This window comes from Erwinia sp. BNK-24-b, assembly GCF_047456155.1.
Lineage (GTDB): Bacteria > Pseudomonadota > Gammaproteobacteria > Enterobacterales > Enterobacteriaceae > Erwinia > Erwinia phyllosphaerae.
Genome location: NZ_CP179901.1, coordinates 3390556 through 3411799 on the forward strand (window position 1 = coordinate 3390556; position 21244 = coordinate 3411799).

A 21244-nucleotide genomic window follows, 5' to 3' on the forward strand; every position below is an offset into this window, starting at 1 on the left:
AAACTCCTGTTAACTTTTAAGTACATAGTGTTGCTGCTGCCCCTGCTGCAAAGCGCCGGCCAGCTCCGCTGTCGCTTTTGCAATACGCCCTTCCAGCGCGTAATTCACAGGGTTATCCTGGTTTTCGCCATAGCTGAAGCTGATCTTGCCCAGATTACGCTTCATAGAAACCGACGCGCTGTTAGAGCCGCCGAGCAAAAAAGCAGGCGTGGCGAAGCCATCCGTTTTGACCTGTGATTTGCTGAAGGCAATAGACTTAAGCCGCAGATTATCGCGCCTGGTAAGTTCCGCCCTCATCTCTTCCGGACTATTGCCCTGCTCCAGCCAGCGTTTTTCCAGCTTTTCGCGTACGTCATCCTTTAACTCCAGCGTTACGGTCGCCTCCGTGCTGACGTTATCCTGAAGCGCGGCAATCAGCGTTTGTAGCTGACGGTCGTCTTTCATTAGCTCGCGCATTTTATTGGCGTTGCTGGCATTGAGGCTGCCGTCCAGCAGATGAGAAAGCTGATGCCAGATGCCGTTACTGTCTACCTTGCTCAGATTGGCATAGGTAGTCTGATACTCACCGTTTTGCAGCAGTTTCTGGCCCTTTTCCGCCGCGCTTTGCTGACGGAGGTGCTTATCAAGATCGCGTAGCGCCGCCTGCTGCTCATTACTTTTTTGCCGGAGATTACGCGGCGTAAAATGGGCATCGATTTTGTCCAGTTTCTGCGCGGGTGTTAACGGTGTTTCGTCATCTTCTTTATCTTTTAACGCGGCCATAAGCGCTGCCGTTGCCGGATCGCTGAATTTCTTACCCAGCGTTTCCATTAGCTTATCGATATGTACCGCTTCCAGCGGCTGGGCCATTTTGGTTTCTACCGTCAGACTTTGCTTTGTACGATTATCAATGGAAAGCTGTACGCTGGCGGCCGGCCCGGCAAACAGCGGCACACGCCCCTCCGCGCCCTTGATCAATACTCCCGTCGGTAAAGCAAAGTTAACGCCCACGCTGGCCTTGTTCAGGCCGCGCGGACGATTGTTACTGCGACTTTCCGTACTGCTGCCCTCTTTGCGGGTACTGCCTCTTTCGCGCGTGCCGGAAAGCAAATTAACGCCAGCATAGGCTCCGCCGCCCACGCGGAAGCTGGCAGGCGTCTCTTTTTCATGTTTGTTGGTCACGGGAATACCGGCCGAAGCCAGCGCGGCCGCATTGGCATCCAGGCTAACGTTCAATACCTCCCCCTTTTTGACGCTGTGATTGATGCCGCGATTGAGTAACGTTAGCGGCTCCAGCGTGCCTTCCATTAGCCCTTTAATAAAGGTGGGCAGTTCAGCTTCGGTAATTTCAAAGCTGATACTGTTCTGTTTTTTGACGTCCAGCGGCGTAGCGGAAAACACCCCGCCCACGCGAACAGCCGGTGCCAGATTACGCTGGTGATCGACAGCAACATCATGCGCTGGATCTTTCATATAACCCGTTAGCAGGTTATAACCTATGCCGGTAAAAGCCGTCAGCGAACCGCCGCCATCCCGGCCAAAACTAACGTTTATGCCGCCCTCGCTACGCGTCAGGCTCATATTGTAACCCCGGTCCAGGCTGCCTCTGCCGCCAACTCCGGCAATCACCTGTGAACCGGGCAGCACGCTCATCGTGGTCGCTGCACCATAGGCCCGGCTAAAGGCGATGCTTTCACCTTTCTCCATCGCCAGCACCGTTTCTCCCATTCTGCGGGCCAGCATCTGCTGATCTTCAGCCTGCATCACCGTTCGGGTGGTCACGTTCATGGCGTGATTCGCTTTGCTAAAGGCTTTAGTCATCGATTTAATGGCATCGTAGTTCGCTTCCAGCCGGTCATTACCGGTAAACCCCTGGCTGGTTACCTGCTTTAGCGGATTGCCTTCCCATTCTTCATCACGCAAAGCACGAAATTCATTGCCCAGCGCCCGCAGCGCTTTGTCACGCGGTTCGCCCTGTAGATCCAATGCTCTGCTAAGGCGCGTGGTCAAATCGTGCATTTTCACATTGGTCAGGCCGTCCAGAATCAGGCGCGACTTAACCAGCCCCAGCGGATCGTGCGTATCACGATGCAGGCCAGCCGGAATGGCCTCCGCAGGTTTCTGGTGAGAAAGCGTTACGCCCGCGTTTTTTAGCGCGTTTAGCGTAAGCTGAGCATGATTACCTTTGCCGCTCGGCTGTGATGAGAACAGCTGGTGCAGCTTGTCCAGCAACTCGTCGCTGCGCGTGCTGGCGGGATTGAGGCCGTTCGTTAATTTTGCCATCTGCCGCACGGCACCGCTCTGAGCGCCATAGTGCTGCTGAAGCAACCCGGCCTGCAGTGCTGCACTGTCTGCCAGAACGGCGTTAAAGCTCTGCATCTCGCTGAACCAGTTCGGCAAATTATCCTGTGAGGCCAGCGCTTTTAACCTCAGGCTAAGCGGCTCCTGCGGTTTTCCGGTTTGCTGCCGCTTGAGGTGCCGGGTCAGTTCCGCCAGCTGATGAGTTTGCTGCTGGTAGATTGCCGTCAACCCCTGTCGGCCGCCGTAAGTGTGCTGGACAAGACTGCCTAAATTTTTCAGCGGTCGCGGCGTTTCCAGCGTGGGGCGAAAGACGAAGGTGCTCAGTCGGGTGCGGAAAGGCGTATGAACCTTATGACCGTCATGCCCGGACTGACCAAACGTATTGATTTCGCGTTTCCAGGTAATGCCGGTTTTCCCTAGTCTGGCATCACGTGTAGCGCTGCTTAGCCTGTCATAATGCCGATCGGCCATGTTTTCAGCATCCCGGTCGCCCGGTGAAAAGGCGGAGGGAACCGGATGCCAGCCATGCTCGCTTCTGGCCAGCAGCCGCGAGTTATCCATCTCCAGCAGCAGCGCCTCCTTTTGATTACCGTAAAATCTGGCGGGAAGCGCATCGGGCGTTTCGTCTGCTTCATCCTTAATTTGCGCGGGTAATTTCTCCAGCTGCATTTTGTCCAGTTTGCCCTGCTGCCAGCTTTGTGCAGGCAGGCTGAATACTTTGCCCTTGTCGCTGAGAATAAACAGCTGACTCTCTGGGCCGATAACGATATCTGTAACCTTATGATCCACTCGGTCCTCAGGGATCAGGCTTAGCGCGGCAGAAGCCCGGTTCATCGCCTCGCTTAACGCCTGACGCGTCAGCGTTTGCGGCAGTCGTCTGTTTCGGCGGCTTTCCGTATCGACGTGATGAAAGTGAATATCACCTTTCTCTTCCAGCGTAGCGAAACGCCCGTTGTCCAGCACGCTGGCAGCTACCGTGGCCTGATTCTTATCCAGGCCCGGCATGGCCAGCTCTTCGCTGACGCTTTTTTTTATCTGATGCAGGGCAAACGCGTTCTGCTGAAAATTTATTTTGTTGCTGGCAACGTTAACTTTCAGTCTTTTTAATTGGTTATCTTTGAGCACCCACGCCTGGCCGTCCTGACCGGCGCGTAGTCGATCGGCTTTGACCTCGCTGGCTTCCCAGCCGTTAGTCAACTCATTAAAAAAATGCACTTTTCCGTCATGCAGCATCAGCTTGCCGTTAGCGCCGATATCGACAATATCTTTACGTTCAGGCGCAGGCTGTGGTAACCCTTTCTGATAGTCCATCACCAGGCTGTCGCTCAGGTTCCAGCTGGACGAGACCTGCGGCCGGGCCGGATCCGGATTCAGTGCGATAGCATGCTGCCGATCCATACTGTCTTTTACTACCGCATGCAGCTGATTGTTTTCTCCATTAAGCAGACTCAGCACGTGAAAGCGATCGCCCGTTACCTCTGCAATCTGCTGGTGCAGCCTGTCACGCAGGGTAAGGCTATGCGCATCGCCAAAATTCAGCTTGTCTGCTTCGCCAGGACGATTAGCCACCAGCAAACGTCCCTGATGATCGGCCGCAATAACCAGACTATCGGTCTGGGCCAGCGCCGCCAGCGAAGTTTTGCCGGGTATCAGCTGTAGCGTGCGCTGGCTGGCTGCCGAACTGTCAAAACGCGGCAGCAGCCTGACGCTTTGCTGCTTGTTCTCATTGTTGGTCAACACCACCAGCGTTTGCCCGTCAGCGGCCACGGACGCGTTGCTTATCTTGTCCGCAAAACGCACGCTCTGGCTCTGCGTCTGCAAATTGTATAAATGGTAATCGTCATGTACCAGATAAAGCGCGTTATCCGCCTGACGCGATAGCTTTGCCTGGTCTTTGTCACCGCCAGCCAGCATCGCCTTTTGCCAGCCTTCGGTATGCGAAGTTAGCTGATAAAGCTTGTCGTTGCTAAGCCGAAATGCGTGGCTACCTTCGGACGCGGGCTGATGCCAGATGCCGGAAAGCTGGCTGAGCACGGCGGCATCGGGAAGCTTTTCCTCTGCTGTTTGCACCCCGGGGCTATTGCTGCGCCGGATCTGCACGGCGCTTCCATCGGCGTTTAACGTCAGCGCATGCTCAATAGTTTCTGCTGCCTTTCGACGTGGAAAAGCGCTACCGGGCGTTTCTTCTTTTGCCCACGCTGATCTGCTGTGCGCCACGCCAATTAGTGCATCCCGCGAGGAATGGAGTGACAGCAACCGCCCCCCCTCGTCGAGCAAAGTATGTTGCTGATGATTTTTGCTGGCCACCACGCTCTGATAGCGCATTTTTTCATGGCCGATGGTTTGCTTTAACAAAGCGCGCTGGGCATCTCGCCCCTGTGGCGCGGCGACGGTAGCGTTGCGCTGCTCGTTGAGCTGTATCCCTAACGAAGCTTGTTCTTCAGCCTGATACGCCTGCCGCTCTGCCAGGAGGGCACTGATTTCGTGCTCCAGCGAGCCTTCTGCCGTGGTCGGAAGTGCCACATCTAATCGATTCAGCGGTGTTGGCGCCTCTGCCCGCTGTGGCTTTCCTGCCGCTCCCCGCTGCGAGGAGGTGCTTTTACGAAAGAGCGATAGCTGGCTAAACGCGCGGAAACGGCCCCGTTCCGTTGTCCTCGCCGCATTGCTCTGCTGTATATTCTGGCCTGACAGCGTAGTCTGTCCGCCGACAACGCTTTGCAACGTGCCGCCGCCGCGTTGGGTGGGAGCCGCATCCTGCTGACGGGCCGTACCCTGGCCGTGCTGTTTTGATGTCTGCCGCTCAATACCGCTCAGGCCTGATGCAAAAGCTGTTTTAATACCCGATAGCACGCAATATCTCCTTAACTGAAACACCCAAAACTTCAGCTAAGTGGTAGAAAACCCGGCCCGGTTCCCACTGTCATAGATTGTTCTTATTAGTAAAAAACGCGAGCGGCGTGAATGTTTAACGACGCGGTTCAGGCTAAAAAAGGATTTTAGCTAACCCGAGTCCGGTGACTAAGAGACCAAAGAGCGCAGAGACAAACCAGTAGGTTTGGGCGGAAATAGCCTTATACAGTTCGCTCCTCAGCCCTTCTATTTTGAGATCGAGGCCGAGAATATCTTCTTTGGTAGCGTAATTAGATTTGATCACGCCTACGTCCAGCTGCAAAAGCGATACGTCCTGCTTTAACTGGGAAACATCGGTTTTCAGCACTGAGACATCGGTTTTTAAGACTGAAACGTCAATTTTCAACTCGCAAACATCTTTTTGCAGCACTGATACGTCCGTTTTCAGTACCGATACGTCCGCTTTCAACATCGATACATCCGTTTTCAACACCGATACGTCTGTTTTCAACACCGATACGTCCGTTTTCAGCACTGAGACATCGGTTTTTAATGTGGCAATATCCTGCTGCATCAGGCTACTTTGGTTTTCAACTTTTTCCATGCGGCTTTCCATGCGGTGACTCCTGTCATAAGCGGCGAAACAATAAACAAACGGTACGCCTCCCTCTTTCAAAGCGCAACGGCAAAAGCTTTACCAAAATGCGGCATCTCTCCAGAAAACAAGATGTAACGAGTGAAACTATCGGAAAGTGGAGGAAAAAGGCGTGCGCCTTTTATGAGGGCTAACCACTATAAACAATTGCGGAGAGGCATTGCACCTCTCCGTTATGACATTAATGCTTCAGTGTTTCTCTGACCTTTTTCACGTCGCCCGCGTTGACCGCCGACGCTTTATTACCCCAGCCCTGGCGAATAAAGGTTGCCAGCTGCGCGACCTGTTCATCACTCAGGCGAGAAGCAAAACCGGGCATGGCCAACGTGGAGGGCGCTTTCGCCGTAGAAGGCTGCTGCGCGCCCGCAAGGATAGTGTGGATTAACCCTGTTGGCTCGCCTGCGTTAACAATAGTGGCCCCGTCCAGCTGTGGGAACACGCCAGGCGCGCCCTTGCCCGTGACAAAGTGACAGGCCCCGCAGTTGTCCAAATAGAGACGTTCGCCGGAAGTCAGGTTTTTGGCTGCCGTTAGCCTGGTTTCCGTCGCGCTGGCTGCTTTGTCATCGCTGGCAATAACGGCGGGATTACCGCCCAGAAACTTCAGGTATGCCGTAATCGCCTTCAAGTCGGCGTCGCTCATATAAGAAGTACTGTGTTCTACCACCGAAGTCATTTCGCCGCCTACTGCCGCCTTATCGTTACGGCCCGTCGCCAGGTAATCGACGGTTTCCTGCTCCGTCCAGCGCGGCAGACCGCGCAGCGAAGGGACTTCCCAACCGTTGAGGCTACCGCCGGAAAGGAATGTTTTATCGCCGCTGTCCAGCGCTTTTTCATTCATTCCCAAACCGCGAGGCGTATGGCAGCTGCCGCAGTGTCCCAGGCTTTCCACCAGATAGGCACCACGGTTTACCTCTGCCGATGCACCGCCAACAGGCTGGAAAGGCTTATCGGAAACAAACGCCCAGTTCCAGAAGCGCATGCCCCAGCGCTGGCTGAACGGAAAACTCAGGCTGGTTTCAGGCGGCGCTTCCGCACTCGGTTTGACGCCCTGCATAAACCAGGTGTACAGCGCGTGCATATCTTTATCGCTGATTTTGGCGTAATCCGGATAAGGCATAGCCGGATAAAGCCGTGAGCCATCCGGCAATACGCCTTTTCTTACCGCATCAGAAAACTGCTGTTCGCTGTAATTGCCAATACCGTGCTCTTTATCCGGCGTAATATTGGTTGAATAAATCGTACCTAAATTAGATTCAATAGCCAGACCGCCGGAGAATGGCGCTTTGCCTGGCAGTGAATGGCAGGCGCTACAGTCGCCCAGCCGGGAAAGATATTCGCCCTGTTGCAGTTCGCTGTTGTCGGCCGTTGCCGCCAGTACGGAACCGGCGCTCAGCAGCCCGGCTCCGGCGATTAAATATTTAATTTTCATCATCGCTTACGCCTGTACCATTGGTCCGGGGTTTTTCAAATAAATATCTTTAATAGCCTGCGCCGCCATCAGCGTTATTGCGCCAATGGTATCGGTAGGGTTAGCCTGGAAATTTTGTGGAAAAGCATTACCGCCCGGCACAAACACGTTATGGACATCCCAGCTTTGCAAATATTTATTCAGCGCTGACGTTCTGGGGTTGTCGCCCATGACCGCGCCGCCCACGTTGTGGGTAGAGACATATTTGGTCAGGTCAAAGTGCGCATCCATCGGCAGGAAACTTTCGCTGTAGCTGTCCGGATTTAGCTCTTTGGTGATATTACTGACTATCCCCTTCAGATACTGTTGCAGTTTCAGCTCGTTCTGTTTCCAGTCGAAAGTCATACGCAGCAGCGGATAGCCATATTCATCTTTATAGTTCGGGTCCAGGTCGAGATAGATATCGCGATAAGACTGGCAGGTCGTGGTGATGCTGATTTTCATTGAATGGCCGTACCACTCTTCCAGCCCTTCCTTCCAGCCAGTTCCCCACGCTGGCGTGCCCTTTGGCAGCGCAGTACTGATTGGCGTGCCGGTTGCCTGCGAGCTATGGATTTTTGCGCCGCCAATAAAGCCCAGCGATGGACCGTCAAAGTTGCCGGGCGAAATGTCATTAAACATCTGGCCGGTGGCGCCTGCGGTCGCAAAAGGATTGAAGTTTTTGTCTTTGAAGAACAGCGTCGAGCCGCCATTGCTCAGGAAGGCATAGTTACGGCCAACCACTCCCTCTTCGGTAACAGGATTGTAAGGCTTGCCAATGCCGGAAAGCAGCATCAGGCGTACGTTACAAAACTGGAAGCTGCTCAACACAACAATTTTTGCCGGCTGGAAGCACTCATTGCCTTGCGCATCAATGTAAATTACGCCTTTTGCCGTTTTTTTATCGTCATGTAGCACGACTTTCATCACGTTGGCATGCACTTCGTAGGAAAAGTTATCCATACGCTTAAGCGCATCCATTACGGCGGTCTGCGGCGATGCTTTAGAGTAGTTCAGGCAAGGATATTTACTGCAATAGCCACAGTAGTTGCATGGCGCAATCTGGTTGCCATAAGGGTTAGTCCAGGCGCGCGACACACAGGCGGAAGGATTCGGAAAGGGGTGATAACCCAGCTTTTTGGCCGCTTTAACAAACATTGTGTTGTTTAGCGTATCTTCCAGTGCCGGGAGCGGATAAGGTTCTGAACGTGGCCCTTCAAACGGATCCCCGCCTTCCAGTATTTGCCCGCGCAAATTGCCCGTATTGCCAGACTGCCCACAAATATGTTCGAACTTAGTATAGTACGGCTCAATTTCATCCCAGCTGAACGGGAAATCCATGATACGCATATCTTCCTGCAGGATACCCGGCTTGTAAGCCTGATCTGCATAGGTTTTTAATTTTAAATCGGTTGGCGTGGGACGAATAAGCACCGCCGTCCAGTGCAGGCCGGAACCGCCTACGCCCGTGCCGGGTGCGAAGGCGCCCCATTTGCGGGTCGGTAATGCGGTTTGACTCATGTTATAACGGACGGTCACAGCAGCTTCTGCCGGAGTCGCCATTACTTTATTACGTACGCCGTAAGCGTACTCATCTGCCGGTTTAGGATAAGCAAACTCTTCATATCCACGGTCGCCACCGCGTTCCAGCGCGCGTACTTTCAATCCGGCCATCGCCAGCTCAATGCTCATCAGCGAGCCAGCCCAGCCCAGGCCGACGACGACGACGTCGACTTCTTCTTTATTTACCGTTGCCATTTTTGATCCTGTCAGTCTGCAATCAGAGAAAAATTCAGGCCTGCTCGCCTTTGATGCTTATCGGGCCAAGCGGGTACGGCACGTTGTGCTGTTTTACCCACTCCATATAGCTGGCGCGCGCGCCGGGAAAGCCGATAGCTATCCAGGCCTTCATCCCTTTATTGCCGCCATACATAGGATCGGAGAGATAGCCATGTTTGGTATTTGAGAGCAGCTCACTGAAGAATTGCGATCCCTGTAGCGCGCTTTCGCCAAGATCGGCGAAGCTGATCTGATTTTTTTGCACCTGGTTGAGCACGGCTTCCTGATCCGCTGTCGCCAGCTGGTGAAAGGCTTTCTGATGCCGTTGCTGGCACCAGCCGTCAATCAGGCGGATACCGGTTTGCAGGATCTGTTGTGGATGGAATGGAATCTGATAACCCATCGTGGCGGGCGCGTGTGGCTCAAACGGTCCCTGCATATAAATTTCGCTGCCGAGATCGCCGTGCATTTGCTGATCGATAAAAATCGGTACGTTGGTTTCAAGTGCGCCAGGCGCCTTGCCTTTGCCGCCAGCGGGAATAAGGCGATCGCAGGCTGCCATAATAAACTGCCATTCACTGGCGGAGAAGAAAATGGGTTTGTAGTCGAGTAGATCGGGAGCGGCCATTTCCGCAGCCTGGGCCGCAGTCAATCCTTTGAAGACCAGTTCGCCTAGCGGTAAAGCTAATAGCGATCCCAGTAAAAACTTACGCCGGGTAGTTTCTTTTTGTAGCAACATATCATTACGACTCTCACGTGATAATAAAATGTAATTTGGTTTAATAAATTTTGTTATCGACCAGAAAGTCAGTAATGTTATGGATAACATTTATGTCTAAATGTAAGAATTGACGTGATTTTATTTTTAGTTAAGTTTTATAACTTTGTTATAAATTTGAAATTAAATTGATATTAAAATGTTTTGATTGCAAATTGCGCGTATGCATTACTTTTCTGCCGAATAAATGTACATTTCCCCTGTAATACGTTGCAGATAATTCAAACCGGTGATAATGCCAGCGCTGAACAGACGGGAAAAATTATTCAGTGGTGATGAGAATGAGAATGGATAGAGACAACATTATTTTGCGCAGATGATTCATTAGCCGCCAGCGGCGCAAAGCGGGCGTTATAACGCAGGCGAAACGCATGCATTTCCTGTGCATCCGGTTCCAGTTCACGCAGGAAGCTAAGCGCCAGACGAACATGCTCGCCGGAAAGCTCGGTGGGAAGCCAGGCTTCACGCAGTACGCCGCGCCAGAAAGCAATATTCTCTTCAGACTCGTCGACCAGAAAAAGCTGCCAGATTAACAGCACGCTGGCGGCGTTACTCAGGTGTGCTTCGCTGTCGCGGGAAAGATAAGCGACAAACTCTTCTCCGGCAGTACGTCCCATCAGGCTAAGCAACGATTCAACATAAACCGGATCGATATTCAGGCGTTTAGTCAGCGCGCCGGTAGCGCGTCGCGAAGGGGAATTAAGCACGCGAAAACCAATGATAAATACCACGGCCAGCGTCAAAAGCATTAACCAAATCATGTACAGTTCCGAAAGTAGCAAGCGTGAAGGACGCCAGATTAGCAGCAGGCTTGCGTAGAAGGCAAACCTGCACAAAGACAGCCTTTAACCAGAAAAATGCGTGACTTTAAATTTGCTGCTGCCACTCAGCACGATGTTTAACACACATATCAACAGCAAGCTGTAGCGTTTCGCCAGCCGTCTGGCCCGTCATTTTTTCGGCAGGTAAAATTATTTCATCGACCTTGGTCCACACGGCATAAGAGAGCAGACCAACCTGATGTTGTAACGATATGTGCGCCAGAGCCAGCGTGGCTTTACCTGTCTCATCGGCGAGGATCTCATATTTTAAGAAGTCGCCCTTCTCTTTATTAAGATAAATGATTTTTATTACTTCCAGCATTGTCATCCTGATCTCCTTATGGTCTGACAGAGCGAGAGGACAGAATACTTTTTTCCTCTCGCCAGTGCACTAACCATAAAAACAGTATCAGGAAGTAGTAAAAGCCACTAAGGTCAGGCTACTGGCGGTCAGCTAACCGCCAGTCACTATCAGTTGCCTGCTTCTTCCAGCACTTTATGGATTACCGCGGAAAGTTCGTTAATCTCGAACTTAGCGACATAACCGTTTGCACCCACTTTACGGACGTGATCTTCGTTGGCGCTGCCCGAAAGCGAAGAGTGAATAACCACGGGAATATTTTTCAGGCCTAAATCACCTTTTATATTACGGGTTAGCGTAAAGCCGTCCATTTCAGGCATTTCCAGATCGGTTAATACCATCGCGATTTTATCGTGAATAGATACGCCTTCCGCCATCGCCTGCTGGGCCATCAGCTTGATTTTCTCCCAGGCTTCGCGGCCTGTGTTGTGCATTACCGCTGGAATGCCCATTACTTTTAAGCCTTGCTCCAGCATCTGCCGCGCCACTTTAGAATCTTCGGCGACAATCGCAACTGAACCCGGTTTGATATTAAACGCTTTCAGCTTAACGTCATCCGCTTTAACGTCGCGTACGGAAGGGATGACGTCGTGAAGGATCTGCTCAACGTCCAGCACCATTGCCATACTGTTGGTTTTATCATCCAGACAGGCGATGCTGGTAATGTTGCGGCTGCTGATCCCGGATTCGGCAGTATGGATTTGGTTCCAGTTAAGACGCACGATATCGTCCACCGATTCAACGGCAAAAGCCTGGGTGCTGCGGGCGTATTCAGTAACTAACAGCAAATTCAGCCCGGTTTCCGGCGTGCAGCCCGTTACCGCAGGCAGATCGATTACCGGAATAAACTGACCGCGGATATTGGCCATACCCAGCAGCGGTGACTTCATACCTGCCGCTTTGGTAATCGGCGGCATGGTAACGATTTCGCGCAGCTTAAATACGTTGATGCCAAACAGTTCCGATTTTGCATCGTTCTGATCTGAACCTAAACGGAACAGCAGAAGCTCAAATTTATTGGATAAGGCGAGATTCGCTCTCTCATCAATCTCTTTCTGAAAATTATCCATCACTACCTCTGGGTTGCTTGGCTGTTTGTACGCTGGTAAGCGGCGTACAACGGCACGCGGCTTATCACTCTGTCAGTGTTATCGGCAATGGTGAAGAAAAGTACAGGGGGAGGATAAAAGAGTTATGACATTAACCATTCATGGCCTGCAAGGTGCCATCACCTGAACGTCTCGGGCGGTATCAGGTGCTATCTTGAGCGGTTGTAGCGACTTTCTTCTGTCGGTCAGGTCGTCTCTCACATGCCAAAGGGTTCCGAATGCGTTTCATTTTCTGCCAGATAAAGGATTGCGCCAGCGCTAGTAGAGATATGCCAGTATGTATTTAACCCTTTTAGATAAGGCGCTTAGAAAATTTTGGTGAGAATTGATGATGATTCATCATGTCCATTTTAAAAAAAATTGCACGCTCTTTTCATAATTGCTTATTGAATTAGCCATTTTTTATTTGCCACAAATATCTACACTGTTTTTCGTAGATGTTCAGGAAATTTTATTAATTTCGCCAGCGAACCAATTTTAACTAAAGAATCAGCTACAAAACAGAATTAATAATGATTTTTAACAGCTAAGTCTGAACGTAACAGACTATCTATCCCTGACTTGATAATAGTCAACATTCGATTATTAAAAACATTTAAAATACAACCCCATAACAACGAGGTTTGCTACCATTTTGCCCGCAGCTCCCTGCGGGCCTTTTTTGCAAGAAAAGGCACGCTCATCGCATTTTCGCGATAGAACTTTACTTTTTAAATTGTACACATAAAAGCCAGTTGGCAATCAAATAAACGGCCTTAATGCAAATCGACAGGCAAAACAACTTTATTCAAAATAAAATCATTTATTCCCGGCAATTTTGAGCATATGGTCTATATTTTTGAAGCTACACATTAACGTGCTGTAGTTCGAGAGTGAATTGTTCTGTTTTCCAGCCTTTGGCTGATTTTGTTCCAGACTACACAGTGTTGGATAAGCCCGCTATTTAAGCGGGCTTTTTTATGCCTGTTATCCGGAATTACGGGCATTACGGGCGCTACTGTAAGAGTAAGTCACGGGTTCTATGGAGCATTTTCAGTTTCCCCCCGCAGAATTACCTGGGAGACAAGCCGGTTAAAACGTTTTAGCTTTGCAAAAGCCCAGCAGTTGATTGAAATGGTAGTCAGGCCACATTTATCAGGCCTTACGTCATTTCATTGAGCTAAGAATCCCCCCACCCAGGCTCCTGAGCGAAGTGGTAACTATCCTCAGGCAAAGTGGCCAGCAGGTGACCGAAGGGATTGCGCGCTACGATAACCAGTGTAAAAGTCCTTCTGCGGCAAGGCGTTGCTGCTGCTGCCTGGCAAATGCCGCCGCGTCAGTGCTTTCAGGCCGGTTATCATAGAGCAGATTTTTTGTGTTTTAATGGAAGGCGCCAGAACGGCACTGTTTAGTTGAGGCATTTGACCCGGCATAGCCCGTTTTGCCGAGCGCTGAAAACAGCGCTAGCTGGCATAAAGCGCTTTAATCCGATCCGCTGACAAAAAATATCTCATCGCTGATACGCCCGTCGGGCCAGAAGTACCATTTTCGCCAGGCTGGCGGCGTAGCCGAAACTTCTGCTTTTTCGCTGAGAGGAGCAAACTGTATTGAAGTCGCTGGTGTAGTGTAAAAAAGCGTCCCCTTGCATGTTTGCACCGAAGCCTGATGTACATGCCCGCCGATAACAGCTTTTATTTCAGGATAACGCGCCACCAGTGCTAAAAGATCGGCCGCATTTTTCAGGCCATAGCGGTCAATCCAGCCGCTTTGTACCGGTAGCGCGTGATGATGCATAAATATTGCGGCAAATTTTGCGTGATGCTGTGCAAGCAGGCTATCCAGCTGCGCCAGTTCCACTGCCGCTATTTCGCCTTCATCTTCGCCTTTAATTGTGGTGTTTAGCCCGATAAACAGCCATTCACCCTCGCAAAATATTCTGGGTAACGCTACCGGCCCGAGAATTTCCTGCATCATTACAGGATCGTCATGGTTGCCGCTCAGGCACACCAGCGAGGCAATGCGGTGTCGTGCCAGCAACGTTTTAAACGTCTCATAAGAGGCAGCAGAAAAATCTTCTGAAATATCACCGGTTGCGATTAGCCGGTGATAAGAAGTCTGCCCAATCGCGGTCAGGACGCTGTTTAACGTTTGCGCAGTATTAACGCCCTTCAGCAATAGCCGTTCGTTTGCCATTAAATGCAGATCCGTTATCTGCACTATTTCTACTGCGCGACGCCTGGTTTCCGACATTATTTATCCTTCGTTTTCTGTGCGGCTGACAACGGGAGCTTTTTGGCTGAAGGCGAAATTATTGATGGTGGCAAGCACAATCATGCCGCAGCCGATAACGGACATATTTGACCATAGCAGTCGCGAATCCAGCCCCTGAAAAAGCAGCGTCATTAGCGGCCCCAGCGATAAAAGCACCGAGACGGTAAAAGGCGAGGAGATAATAATCCCTTTTTGCAGCAGCCAGAGCGGCAGCAGAATGCCGAAGACGGAGACCACGCCCGTCAGCATCATGTTTGTTGACGAATCCGGCAGCAGTCCGGGGCCATTTAACGCCACGACTGCCGCCACTGCGGTCAGCAGATAAAACCGGTGGGCCATAATCTGGCTGGCGCTCCAGTTCTGCTTCGCCAGGCCTTTAGTCGATAGCGTGGTTAATACCTGGCCAAAGCCGCCGATAAACGCCGCGCCCAGCCCAAGCAAGACGTGGTGAGCCGTGACGTTTTGTATAGCAGAGCGATCGGCAATGGACGCCCAGGCAAGCACGGCGGTGCCCGCAACTATGCCCAGCGAGGTAATCATCTGGTTAACGGATAGCTGGCGTTGGGTGATAAAGCCGATGAAAAGAATAAATAATGGGCCAATACAGCCCATCAGCGCGCTGACAATAGCTGGTTCAATAAACTTTAGCGCGTAGTAATAGCCAATCCAGCTGACCCCGCTGGCCAGATTCAACGTGATTAAGCCCCCCAGCGAAGCGCGGGGAATTTTCAGCGCGGCCACGCCCTGCGAACCGGTCAGTCGAGCAAAAAAGAACAGCGTGGTAATAAAAAAGCCCCAGAAAAGAAGCGTAAAAGGCGGAACCGATTGCAGAAGCCATCCGGAAAAGACGGCGTTGGCATTGGCCATGATTAAAAAAGCCAATACCAGCAACGCGCCCAGCCTGCGTGAATCATTCATAACCTTTCCTTTTTATTGCAGTTTGCCCTACAACAAGGCCCGATTTATTTTCAGAACGCAATATCAATTTGCGCAAACAGTTCGGAAGCCAGTTCAATAGCCGCCGCCTGGGAGTCGGCCGTTACCCCTATATAACCAAAAATATCGTTCCCGGCAGGCGGCCGATAGTGATAATCGCCCTCATGGGCAAGTATGCCCAAATTAAATACCGCCGGATGTGAGGCAACCTTTTCTGGCACGGCGATGCGGCTAATTCTTCCCTGCTGGCACAGCATGGTCAGGCCAACGGCCACCCGTCCCGTTTTTTCGAGCGGCTTCGCTGCCAGCGGCTGCCGCATCGCCACGCGGCACGCGGCCGTAACCGGACAGTAGCCGTAGCTCAGGCGCGCCATCTTATAAAGGCTGCCGCCGCCAACCCGCACGGCAATCTCAAGAATATAGGCCTTGCCGTGGTGAAAACGGAATTCCGCATGTACTACGCCGTGGCTAATGCCCTGAGCGCGGACGCCCGCTTCCAGCGCTATTCGCAATTTTTCCGTTTCTTCTGCCGACAGCGCGCTGGGCGTGCGGTAGAGATCGTTGTCGAATATTTCAAGCTCTGCGGAAATCCGGTCAGCAATCGATCCGATATGAATGTCGCCATCGCGCACCCAGGCTTCGACGCAGTGTTCCGAGCCGGCCAGAAAACCTTCGACCAGCAGCGCATTCGGCCCCAGATCGACACCTTCAGCCTCGTGTTGTCCGTAGGAATAGCGGCGATTGGCCTCCCAGACCACGGGAAACTGCTGGCGCATCGCCTCTTCGCTGCGGATGAGATAGACGTGTTCTGCGTTGCCGCCCAGCGTGGGTTTAACGATCGCCGGATAGCCAATTTCTTTGCCCGCCTGCACGGCCTGCGCCAGAGAATGGCAAAGGTAAAAAGGAGGATGGGGCGCGCCGCCCTGCTGATGTGCCAGCCGCATCAAATATTTGTTGCGGCTGTTTTTGGCGGCGGCTACGCTTGCGCCAGGCAATCCCAGCGCTTCGGCCACGATTGCCGTAGCGACGACCGAGGCTTCATCGGTCGTGATGATTGCGTCAAAGTTTTCCTGCTGGTGCCACGCCAGCGCTTCGCTCAGGATAGTGTCCATAGCTTGCGAAGCCGCAACGCGCTTGCCCGCAAAACCGTCATAGTCCGCCGCATCGCTACTGGACGTCAGGTAATAGAGCGCCGCATTCTGCTGGCGAAAAATATCGTAGCGGCTGTTAAACACGTCGCCGCGTGAGGTTACTTCTATATTAAGTAGTTTCATTGCGTTACCTTAGTTGCATCCCAGCCAGACGGGCAGCTCGCCAATAACGGAAATAAAATTACGCTCATCCGCATAAGACGTTTGCAAATCCGCAGGCTTAAATTTACCGGTTCCCACCAGCACAGAGGCCAGTTCGGCGTTATGCGCACCGACAATATCAGTGGTGATATCGTCGCCTGCAACCAATACCTGCTCTTTCTCCAAAGCCATAGAACGGAGCGCGCTCTGAAACATGACCGGAGAAGGTTTACCGGTCACTATAGCCTGGGCGTTGCCAGCCAGCTCCAGCGCCTGAGTAAAAGCGCCGCTATCCAGCCAGGTTTTACCGTCCCGGAAATACCAGAGATTTTTATGGAAAACCACCAGCTGCGCGCCGTTGCGCAGAAAGTTGAAAAGACGATTCAAAATGGCGTAATCGAAACCGTCATCAAGATCGCCCAGCACCACGTAATCGGGGTTTTCGCCGCTTTGCGCCAGAGAATTGAAACGCGCTTTGATCGCTTCCGGCACGGCGATAAAGCCTTTTTTGTCGTGAAAATGCGTTTGCAGGTAATAGAGGCAGGCGGAGACGGAAGTCTGGATTTCAGCGGCGCTGGCGTGGACCCCCTGCAAAGAGAGGGCTGCCGCCAGCTGGGCTTCACTACGGCTGGTGGTGTTGCTGACAAACCGCAGCTGATAGCCCGCCTGGCGTAGCGTCTGTACCGCCTCGCCCGCGCCAGGTAAAGCTTTACCGTGTAATAATAGCGTGCCGTCCACGTCCAGGATTACGCCCTGATAGTTTTTCGTTGTGTTCATCACTTATCCAGTCCCGACTCAGTGGAAGATTAACAGCGCCGCATAAACCAGCATAAAAAGCGTAAAAATCTTCTGATAAAAATGTTCGTTTATCCAGCTATAGAGACGGCTGCCGACCAGCATAAAAACGGAGCCCGCCACCACACAGGTTACCGGCGTGGTCAGGCTGACGTTCAGGGCATTGATATAGTGTAAAGTTCCCAGCTGCACGATACCGAAAAGCAAATAGCCGGTAACGATGCAGCCCAGCACCTCATTTTTTAACTGGTGGCGGGTTACTGCATAGGTCGAAAGCAGGCTGCCGCCCATATTGGTCATGCCGTGTACTATGCCCATTACCACAAGATATTTACGCGAATTCTGCTCGATAAACCTGGAGAGGAAAGCGGAGATGCGCGAGGAGTAGCGGGAAATAGCGGTAAAAAGCAAAATAGCGGCGATGATGTAATGAAAGTTCAGCTTCTGTTTACTGAATAGCGTCCAGCATAGCGACAGGATGAGAACCGGCAGGCAAAACTTCATTAGCGAAAAGGCAAACTGTTTCTGCTGTTTGCCCTGGCGCAACACCTGAATTGCGCTAATGGTCAGCGAAGGCGGCAGCAGAATCGACAGCACCTCGCTAAACGGATAGCCCATCAGCAGCAGCGTGGGCGTGCCGAATACCAACAGGCCCATACCAAAGATAGACTGAACCACCGCGAACAGGGCAACGATCAAGATAATGTGCAAATCCATATCAGTTATCCAGAATAAAGGCTTTTATGTCGTACATTTGCATAAGCGAAGGACGCGCCCCGCCGTGAGTAGAAATTAGCGTTCCCTTCAGATCCGATAAGGGGCTGTAGCCGCAGTGATCGCCAGCCTTATCGCTGAGCCGAACCGGTATGGCGGAGGCGGAAGCTTTTACCCTTACGCCATCCGGCGGTTGCAAAAACCAGCCGGTATCGAACGCCTGCTGCCTTTCTGACTGCGGCAGGCGCACGACTCTGGCTCCTTCCAGCCCCGCTTCGCTAAAGAAGGCGCAAACGCGTTCACATACCAGTGAGGCGTCGCAGGCCTCATGAATCAGCAACGTGCCATTTTCTGCAGGATGATAGGCTGCGCGCGTGTTGGCATAGTCGATCTCCCCTTTTTCATCAAAAACCAGCCAGCCGTGCAGCGCCAGATAGTGATTGAGATAGTAAATGTCACTGATGGGCTGCATCCCGTGGTCGGAGTTGATAATCAGGATCTCATCTTCGCGACAGTTGGCTGCCAGCGCGGCTACCACGGTTTCCGCCCACGCCATGACTTTCCAAAAATAACCAGCAATTTCATCATCTTCCTGCGCCATATGCTCAAGATTAAGGATTTCATGAAGCGCAAGATCGATAACCGGATAGTAGCCAACGGTAAGGTCGGCATCCTGCTGCGCGAAGCTTTCTTTCAGCTCCTGGCTAAAGCTCTGATGCACGCGCGCCAGGCTGGCAAAGAGTTTTTTCTCCGCATTCCCCTGGCCGCCCTGCCCTTTTTTTAATCCCAGCTCATTGTTGCGATAAAGCTTCGCCAGGCTAACATGGCAGAAGTCAGCTTCCGGCGGATGGCCGGTACGCGCGGGTTCGCGACCTGAACGGTAATAGTGGTTTTTACCCAGTAGCGCGCCCTGCAGCCGACCAGCATCGCTCCGGCATGGCATCAGCGTTAATGCGCCTTTTAAGGGAGCGGGCAGCGCTATATCGTTAAAAACATCCAGATCCAGCTTTTGCGTAAACCTGATGCATTCGCCATCCACGTGAAGCAGCGCCTGGCGCTCGTCCAGCGGCTGTAAGGTGAGCGTGACGTCATAGCGGTCAAGGCTGAGGCACATTGAACCCGTAAATAAACGAGAGTCATAAAGCGTCTCGCCATAAACAGCGCTGCGCGCAACCAGCCGGTCACCCAGCTTCGCTTCATCAACGAAAGGGATATGGTTTAAACGAACGTCATAGCCAGCCCGTGCCCAGGTCTCCCAAACCATTTCTACCGATGCCGGCCAGTGGGTAAAACCGTTACGAAAAGCGCCAGGCTGTTCGCCGTGCGGCGTGTCAAATCCCCAGATGCCGTGCGTGGTGGCAGGCTGTCCGCTCCAGATAGAGAACAGCGAAGGCGGCGTCTGGCAGTTTGGCCACAGCGGCTCCAGTGGCGTAATCGCGCCCTGCGCCATCAGGCGTGCAAGATTCGGCATCGAGGCATCATCAAGATATTTTTTTAACAGCCAAAAAGGTAATCCGTCGATTACCGCCCATTTGACGCGCGGTAATAAATTAGCCATTTTGTCCTCCGATCAACTGCGTCACCAGCTGATTGACGGCTGCGCTGAGCTGCGTGAGATCGCCATTATTTTCCAGCCTGAAGTCAGGCCTGATAGTGTTGATATCTTCGTCCAGCGAGGAGATCACCTGCGTCTGCAGATCGTGACGTTCGCTCAGGCGCCGATGGCGGATTTTTTCATCGCAGAGCACGTGGATCACTACGTATCCCTGTTCGACCAGCGCAGGCCAGTCGGTCTGCCTGTCGCGTAAATCATCGGTCAGGATCACATCCGCGTGGTTTTTCTGCAGGCGGCTGAACAGATGGTCAATTAATGAGCGCGGGTTCAGCATACGTAAATTGCTGGCGATATTTTCCATTAACAGCTGATGCTGCGCATTCTCGGCAATAGTCTGGGCCATTTCGCTGTAATAAGCGCGCTGTAGGTTATAGAGCGGCAGCGCCAGCTTTTCGATGCTGACGCTTAGCCCCTGCTGGCGGAAGGCCTCTTTCAGCAGGCCGGCCGTGGTACTTTTTCCGGAGCCGCTGCTGGCAACCAGCGCCAGGCGGAGCTGTGGCCGTGTTAATTTCGCCGCCAGCACATCGGGCGCTACATTGCCGGAAAGCAGCAACCAGTTCAGCTGGCGGAACCGCTCACGAACCGCCTGATGAGCCGTAAGCAGCGCAGCATCCGGCTGCGCCAGCGCAAGGCCGTGCCAGGTTGCGGTAAGAAATTTGAACGGATCTTCGTACAGGCGACTGTCTTCCAGCGAACTTTTCTCGCCATCGTTCAGGCGATTGATCGACAGTTCGCTGGCCAGCACGTCCGGCAGTACTACGGCTTCCAGCGTCGCTGCCCGCCGCGTCGATTTGCCCAACGCGCCATAAAAGAGTTCTGGTGCGAACAGGAACTTATCGCGGTTATCAGCGCCTGCCAGCGGTGGGCGATTAAGCGTCAGACCAATTTTACGGCAAAACTCCGGATGCTGGCGCAGCGTTCCGGCCCCCACATGCGGATAGTCAGGCCAGCTGCGCACCCTGAGTTCGCCGTCGCAGATATCAACCAGCAGCTTGTCGCCGCTAAAATAGTGAAACGCGCCGGAGGTGGTCAGATTCAGCATGGTGGAGGTTTTGCCGGCACCTTTCACACCGCAAATCGCCACTATACTTCCCGTGGCGCTGTTCTCCACGCCCGTAGCGTGCAGGACCAGGCTCCCTTTTGCCGCCTCAAGCGCCAGCAGGTAGTAGCGGAAAAATTCAATCAGGTGAATAAAGCTGCCCTGACCGACATACATTGCCATCTGCTGGCTACCGTGCCGCCAGACATAGCCCGTCTGGTCACGCTCATGCCAGGCGACCTGCCTGCCATCGCTCAGCTCGCCACAGCGCAGCACAATATTAAACTCCTCGGCGGTGCTGCGACGGATGGTATGGTCGGCAGTACAGGCCCGCTTCCATTCGGGCAGAAATGTTTTCTGGTCGTGCAGCGCAAGCTGTAAATCCGCTGGTTGTTCTGCCGCATCCAGCACCACGAAACCGGGCGTAATAAACGCCAGCAGCCGCTGAAAAAGTGCCCGCTGCGTATCTTCACAGGCGACTTCAACAGTCAGCTTATCGTTATCCAGAATGACCGATTCCATA

At 52.6% G+C, this 21244-nt stretch carries 15 protein-coding genes; all 15 read right to left on the bottom strand.

Features of this window, described 5'->3' with window-relative positions; translation table 11 throughout:
• Positions 1 to 9: 9 nt before the first annotated feature.
• The 15 genes from ACMGGR_RS15530 to ACMGGR_RS15600 all read right to left on the bottom strand — a co-directional run bounded on the left by ACMGGR_RS15530 (position 10) and on the right by ACMGGR_RS15600 (position 21243).
• Positions 10 to 5130: an AvrE-family type 3 secretion system effector gene (locus tag ACMGGR_RS15530; RefSeq protein ID WP_414147278.1), complete on the bottom strand. Its 5121-nt coding sequence runs from the start codon at positions 5128 to 5130 to the stop codon at positions 10 to 12.
• Positions 5131 to 5263: 133 nt separating this feature from the next.
• Positions 5264 to 5746 (bottom strand): hypothetical protein, encoded by a 483-nt coding sequence (locus ACMGGR_RS15535; RefSeq protein WP_414147279.1) that lies wholly within the window; start codon positions 5744 to 5746, stop codon positions 5264 to 5266.
• A gap of 220 nt (positions 5747 to 5966) precedes the next feature.
• A complete protein-coding gene (locus tag ACMGGR_RS15540) occupies positions 5967 to 7214 on the bottom strand; it encodes a c-type cytochrome (RefSeq protein WP_414148980.1) in 1248 nt (415 codons plus the stop codon).
• Between the two features lie 6 nt (positions 7215 to 7220).
• Entirely contained in the window at positions 7221 to 8990 is a 1770-nt protein-coding gene (locus ACMGGR_RS15545) for a GMC family oxidoreductase (protein WP_414147280.1), read from the bottom strand.
• 34 nt (positions 8991 to 9024) lie between these two features.
• Entirely contained in the window at positions 9025 to 9750 is a 726-nt protein-coding gene (locus ACMGGR_RS15550) for a gluconate 2-dehydrogenase subunit 3 family protein (protein WP_414147281.1), read from the bottom strand.
• A gap of 305 nt (positions 9751 to 10055) precedes the next feature.
• Positions 10056 to 10550: a DUF1198 family protein gene (locus ACMGGR_RS15555; RefSeq protein ID WP_246758637.1), complete on the bottom strand. Its 495-nt coding sequence runs from the start codon at positions 10548 to 10550 to the stop codon at positions 10056 to 10058.
• Between the two features lie 106 nt (positions 10551 to 10656).
• Positions 10657 to 10938: a hypothetical protein gene (locus ACMGGR_RS15560; RefSeq protein WP_414147282.1), complete on the bottom strand. Its 282-nt coding sequence runs from the start codon at positions 10936 to 10938 to the stop codon at positions 10657 to 10659.
• 143 nt (positions 10939 to 11081) lie between these two features.
• Positions 11082 to 12041, bottom strand: a complete 960-nt coding sequence (locus ACMGGR_RS15565; protein ID WP_246758633.1) for a chemotaxis protein — start codon at positions 12039 to 12041, stop codon at positions 11082 to 11084.
• A gap of 1500 nt (positions 12042 to 13541) precedes the next feature.
• Positions 13542 to 14309, bottom strand: a complete 768-nt coding sequence (locus tag ACMGGR_RS15570; RefSeq protein WP_414147283.1) for a metallophosphoesterase — start codon at positions 14307 to 14309, stop codon at positions 13542 to 13544.
• Between the two features lie 3 nt (positions 14310 to 14312).
• Positions 14313 to 15248, bottom strand: a complete 936-nt coding sequence (locus ACMGGR_RS15575; RefSeq protein ID WP_414147284.1) for a DMT family transporter — start codon at positions 15246 to 15248, stop codon at positions 14313 to 14315.
• Between the two features lie 50 nt (positions 15249 to 15298).
• Entirely contained in the window at positions 15299 to 16540 is a 1242-nt protein-coding gene (locus tag ACMGGR_RS15580) for an ATP-grasp domain-containing protein (RefSeq protein WP_414147285.1), read from the bottom strand.
• A 9-nt stretch (positions 16541 to 16549) separates the two neighbouring features.
• Positions 16550 to 17335, bottom strand: a complete 786-nt coding sequence (locus ACMGGR_RS15585; RefSeq protein ID WP_414147286.1) for an HAD-IIA family hydrolase — start codon at positions 17333 to 17335, stop codon at positions 16550 to 16552.
• 18 nt (positions 17336 to 17353) lie between these two features.
• Complete coding sequence (locus ACMGGR_RS15590) at positions 17354 to 18070, bottom strand: TSUP family transporter (RefSeq protein WP_414147287.1); 717 nt, start codon at positions 18068 to 18070, stop codon at positions 17354 to 17356.
• A 1-nt stretch (position 18071) separates the two neighbouring features.
• Entirely contained in the window at positions 18072 to 19625 is a 1554-nt protein-coding gene (locus tag ACMGGR_RS15595; protein WP_414147288.1) for an alkaline phosphatase family protein, read from the bottom strand.
• Positions 19618 to 21243 carry an ATP-binding protein gene (locus tag ACMGGR_RS15600; protein ID WP_414147289.1) on the bottom strand — a complete coding sequence of 542 codons (1626 nt, stop codon included), beginning with the start codon at positions 21241 to 21243 and terminating at the stop codon, positions 19618 to 19620. The genes ACMGGR_RS15595 and ACMGGR_RS15600 overlap by 8 nt, the downstream gene beginning before the upstream one ends.
• Position 21244 lies beyond the last annotated feature (1 nt).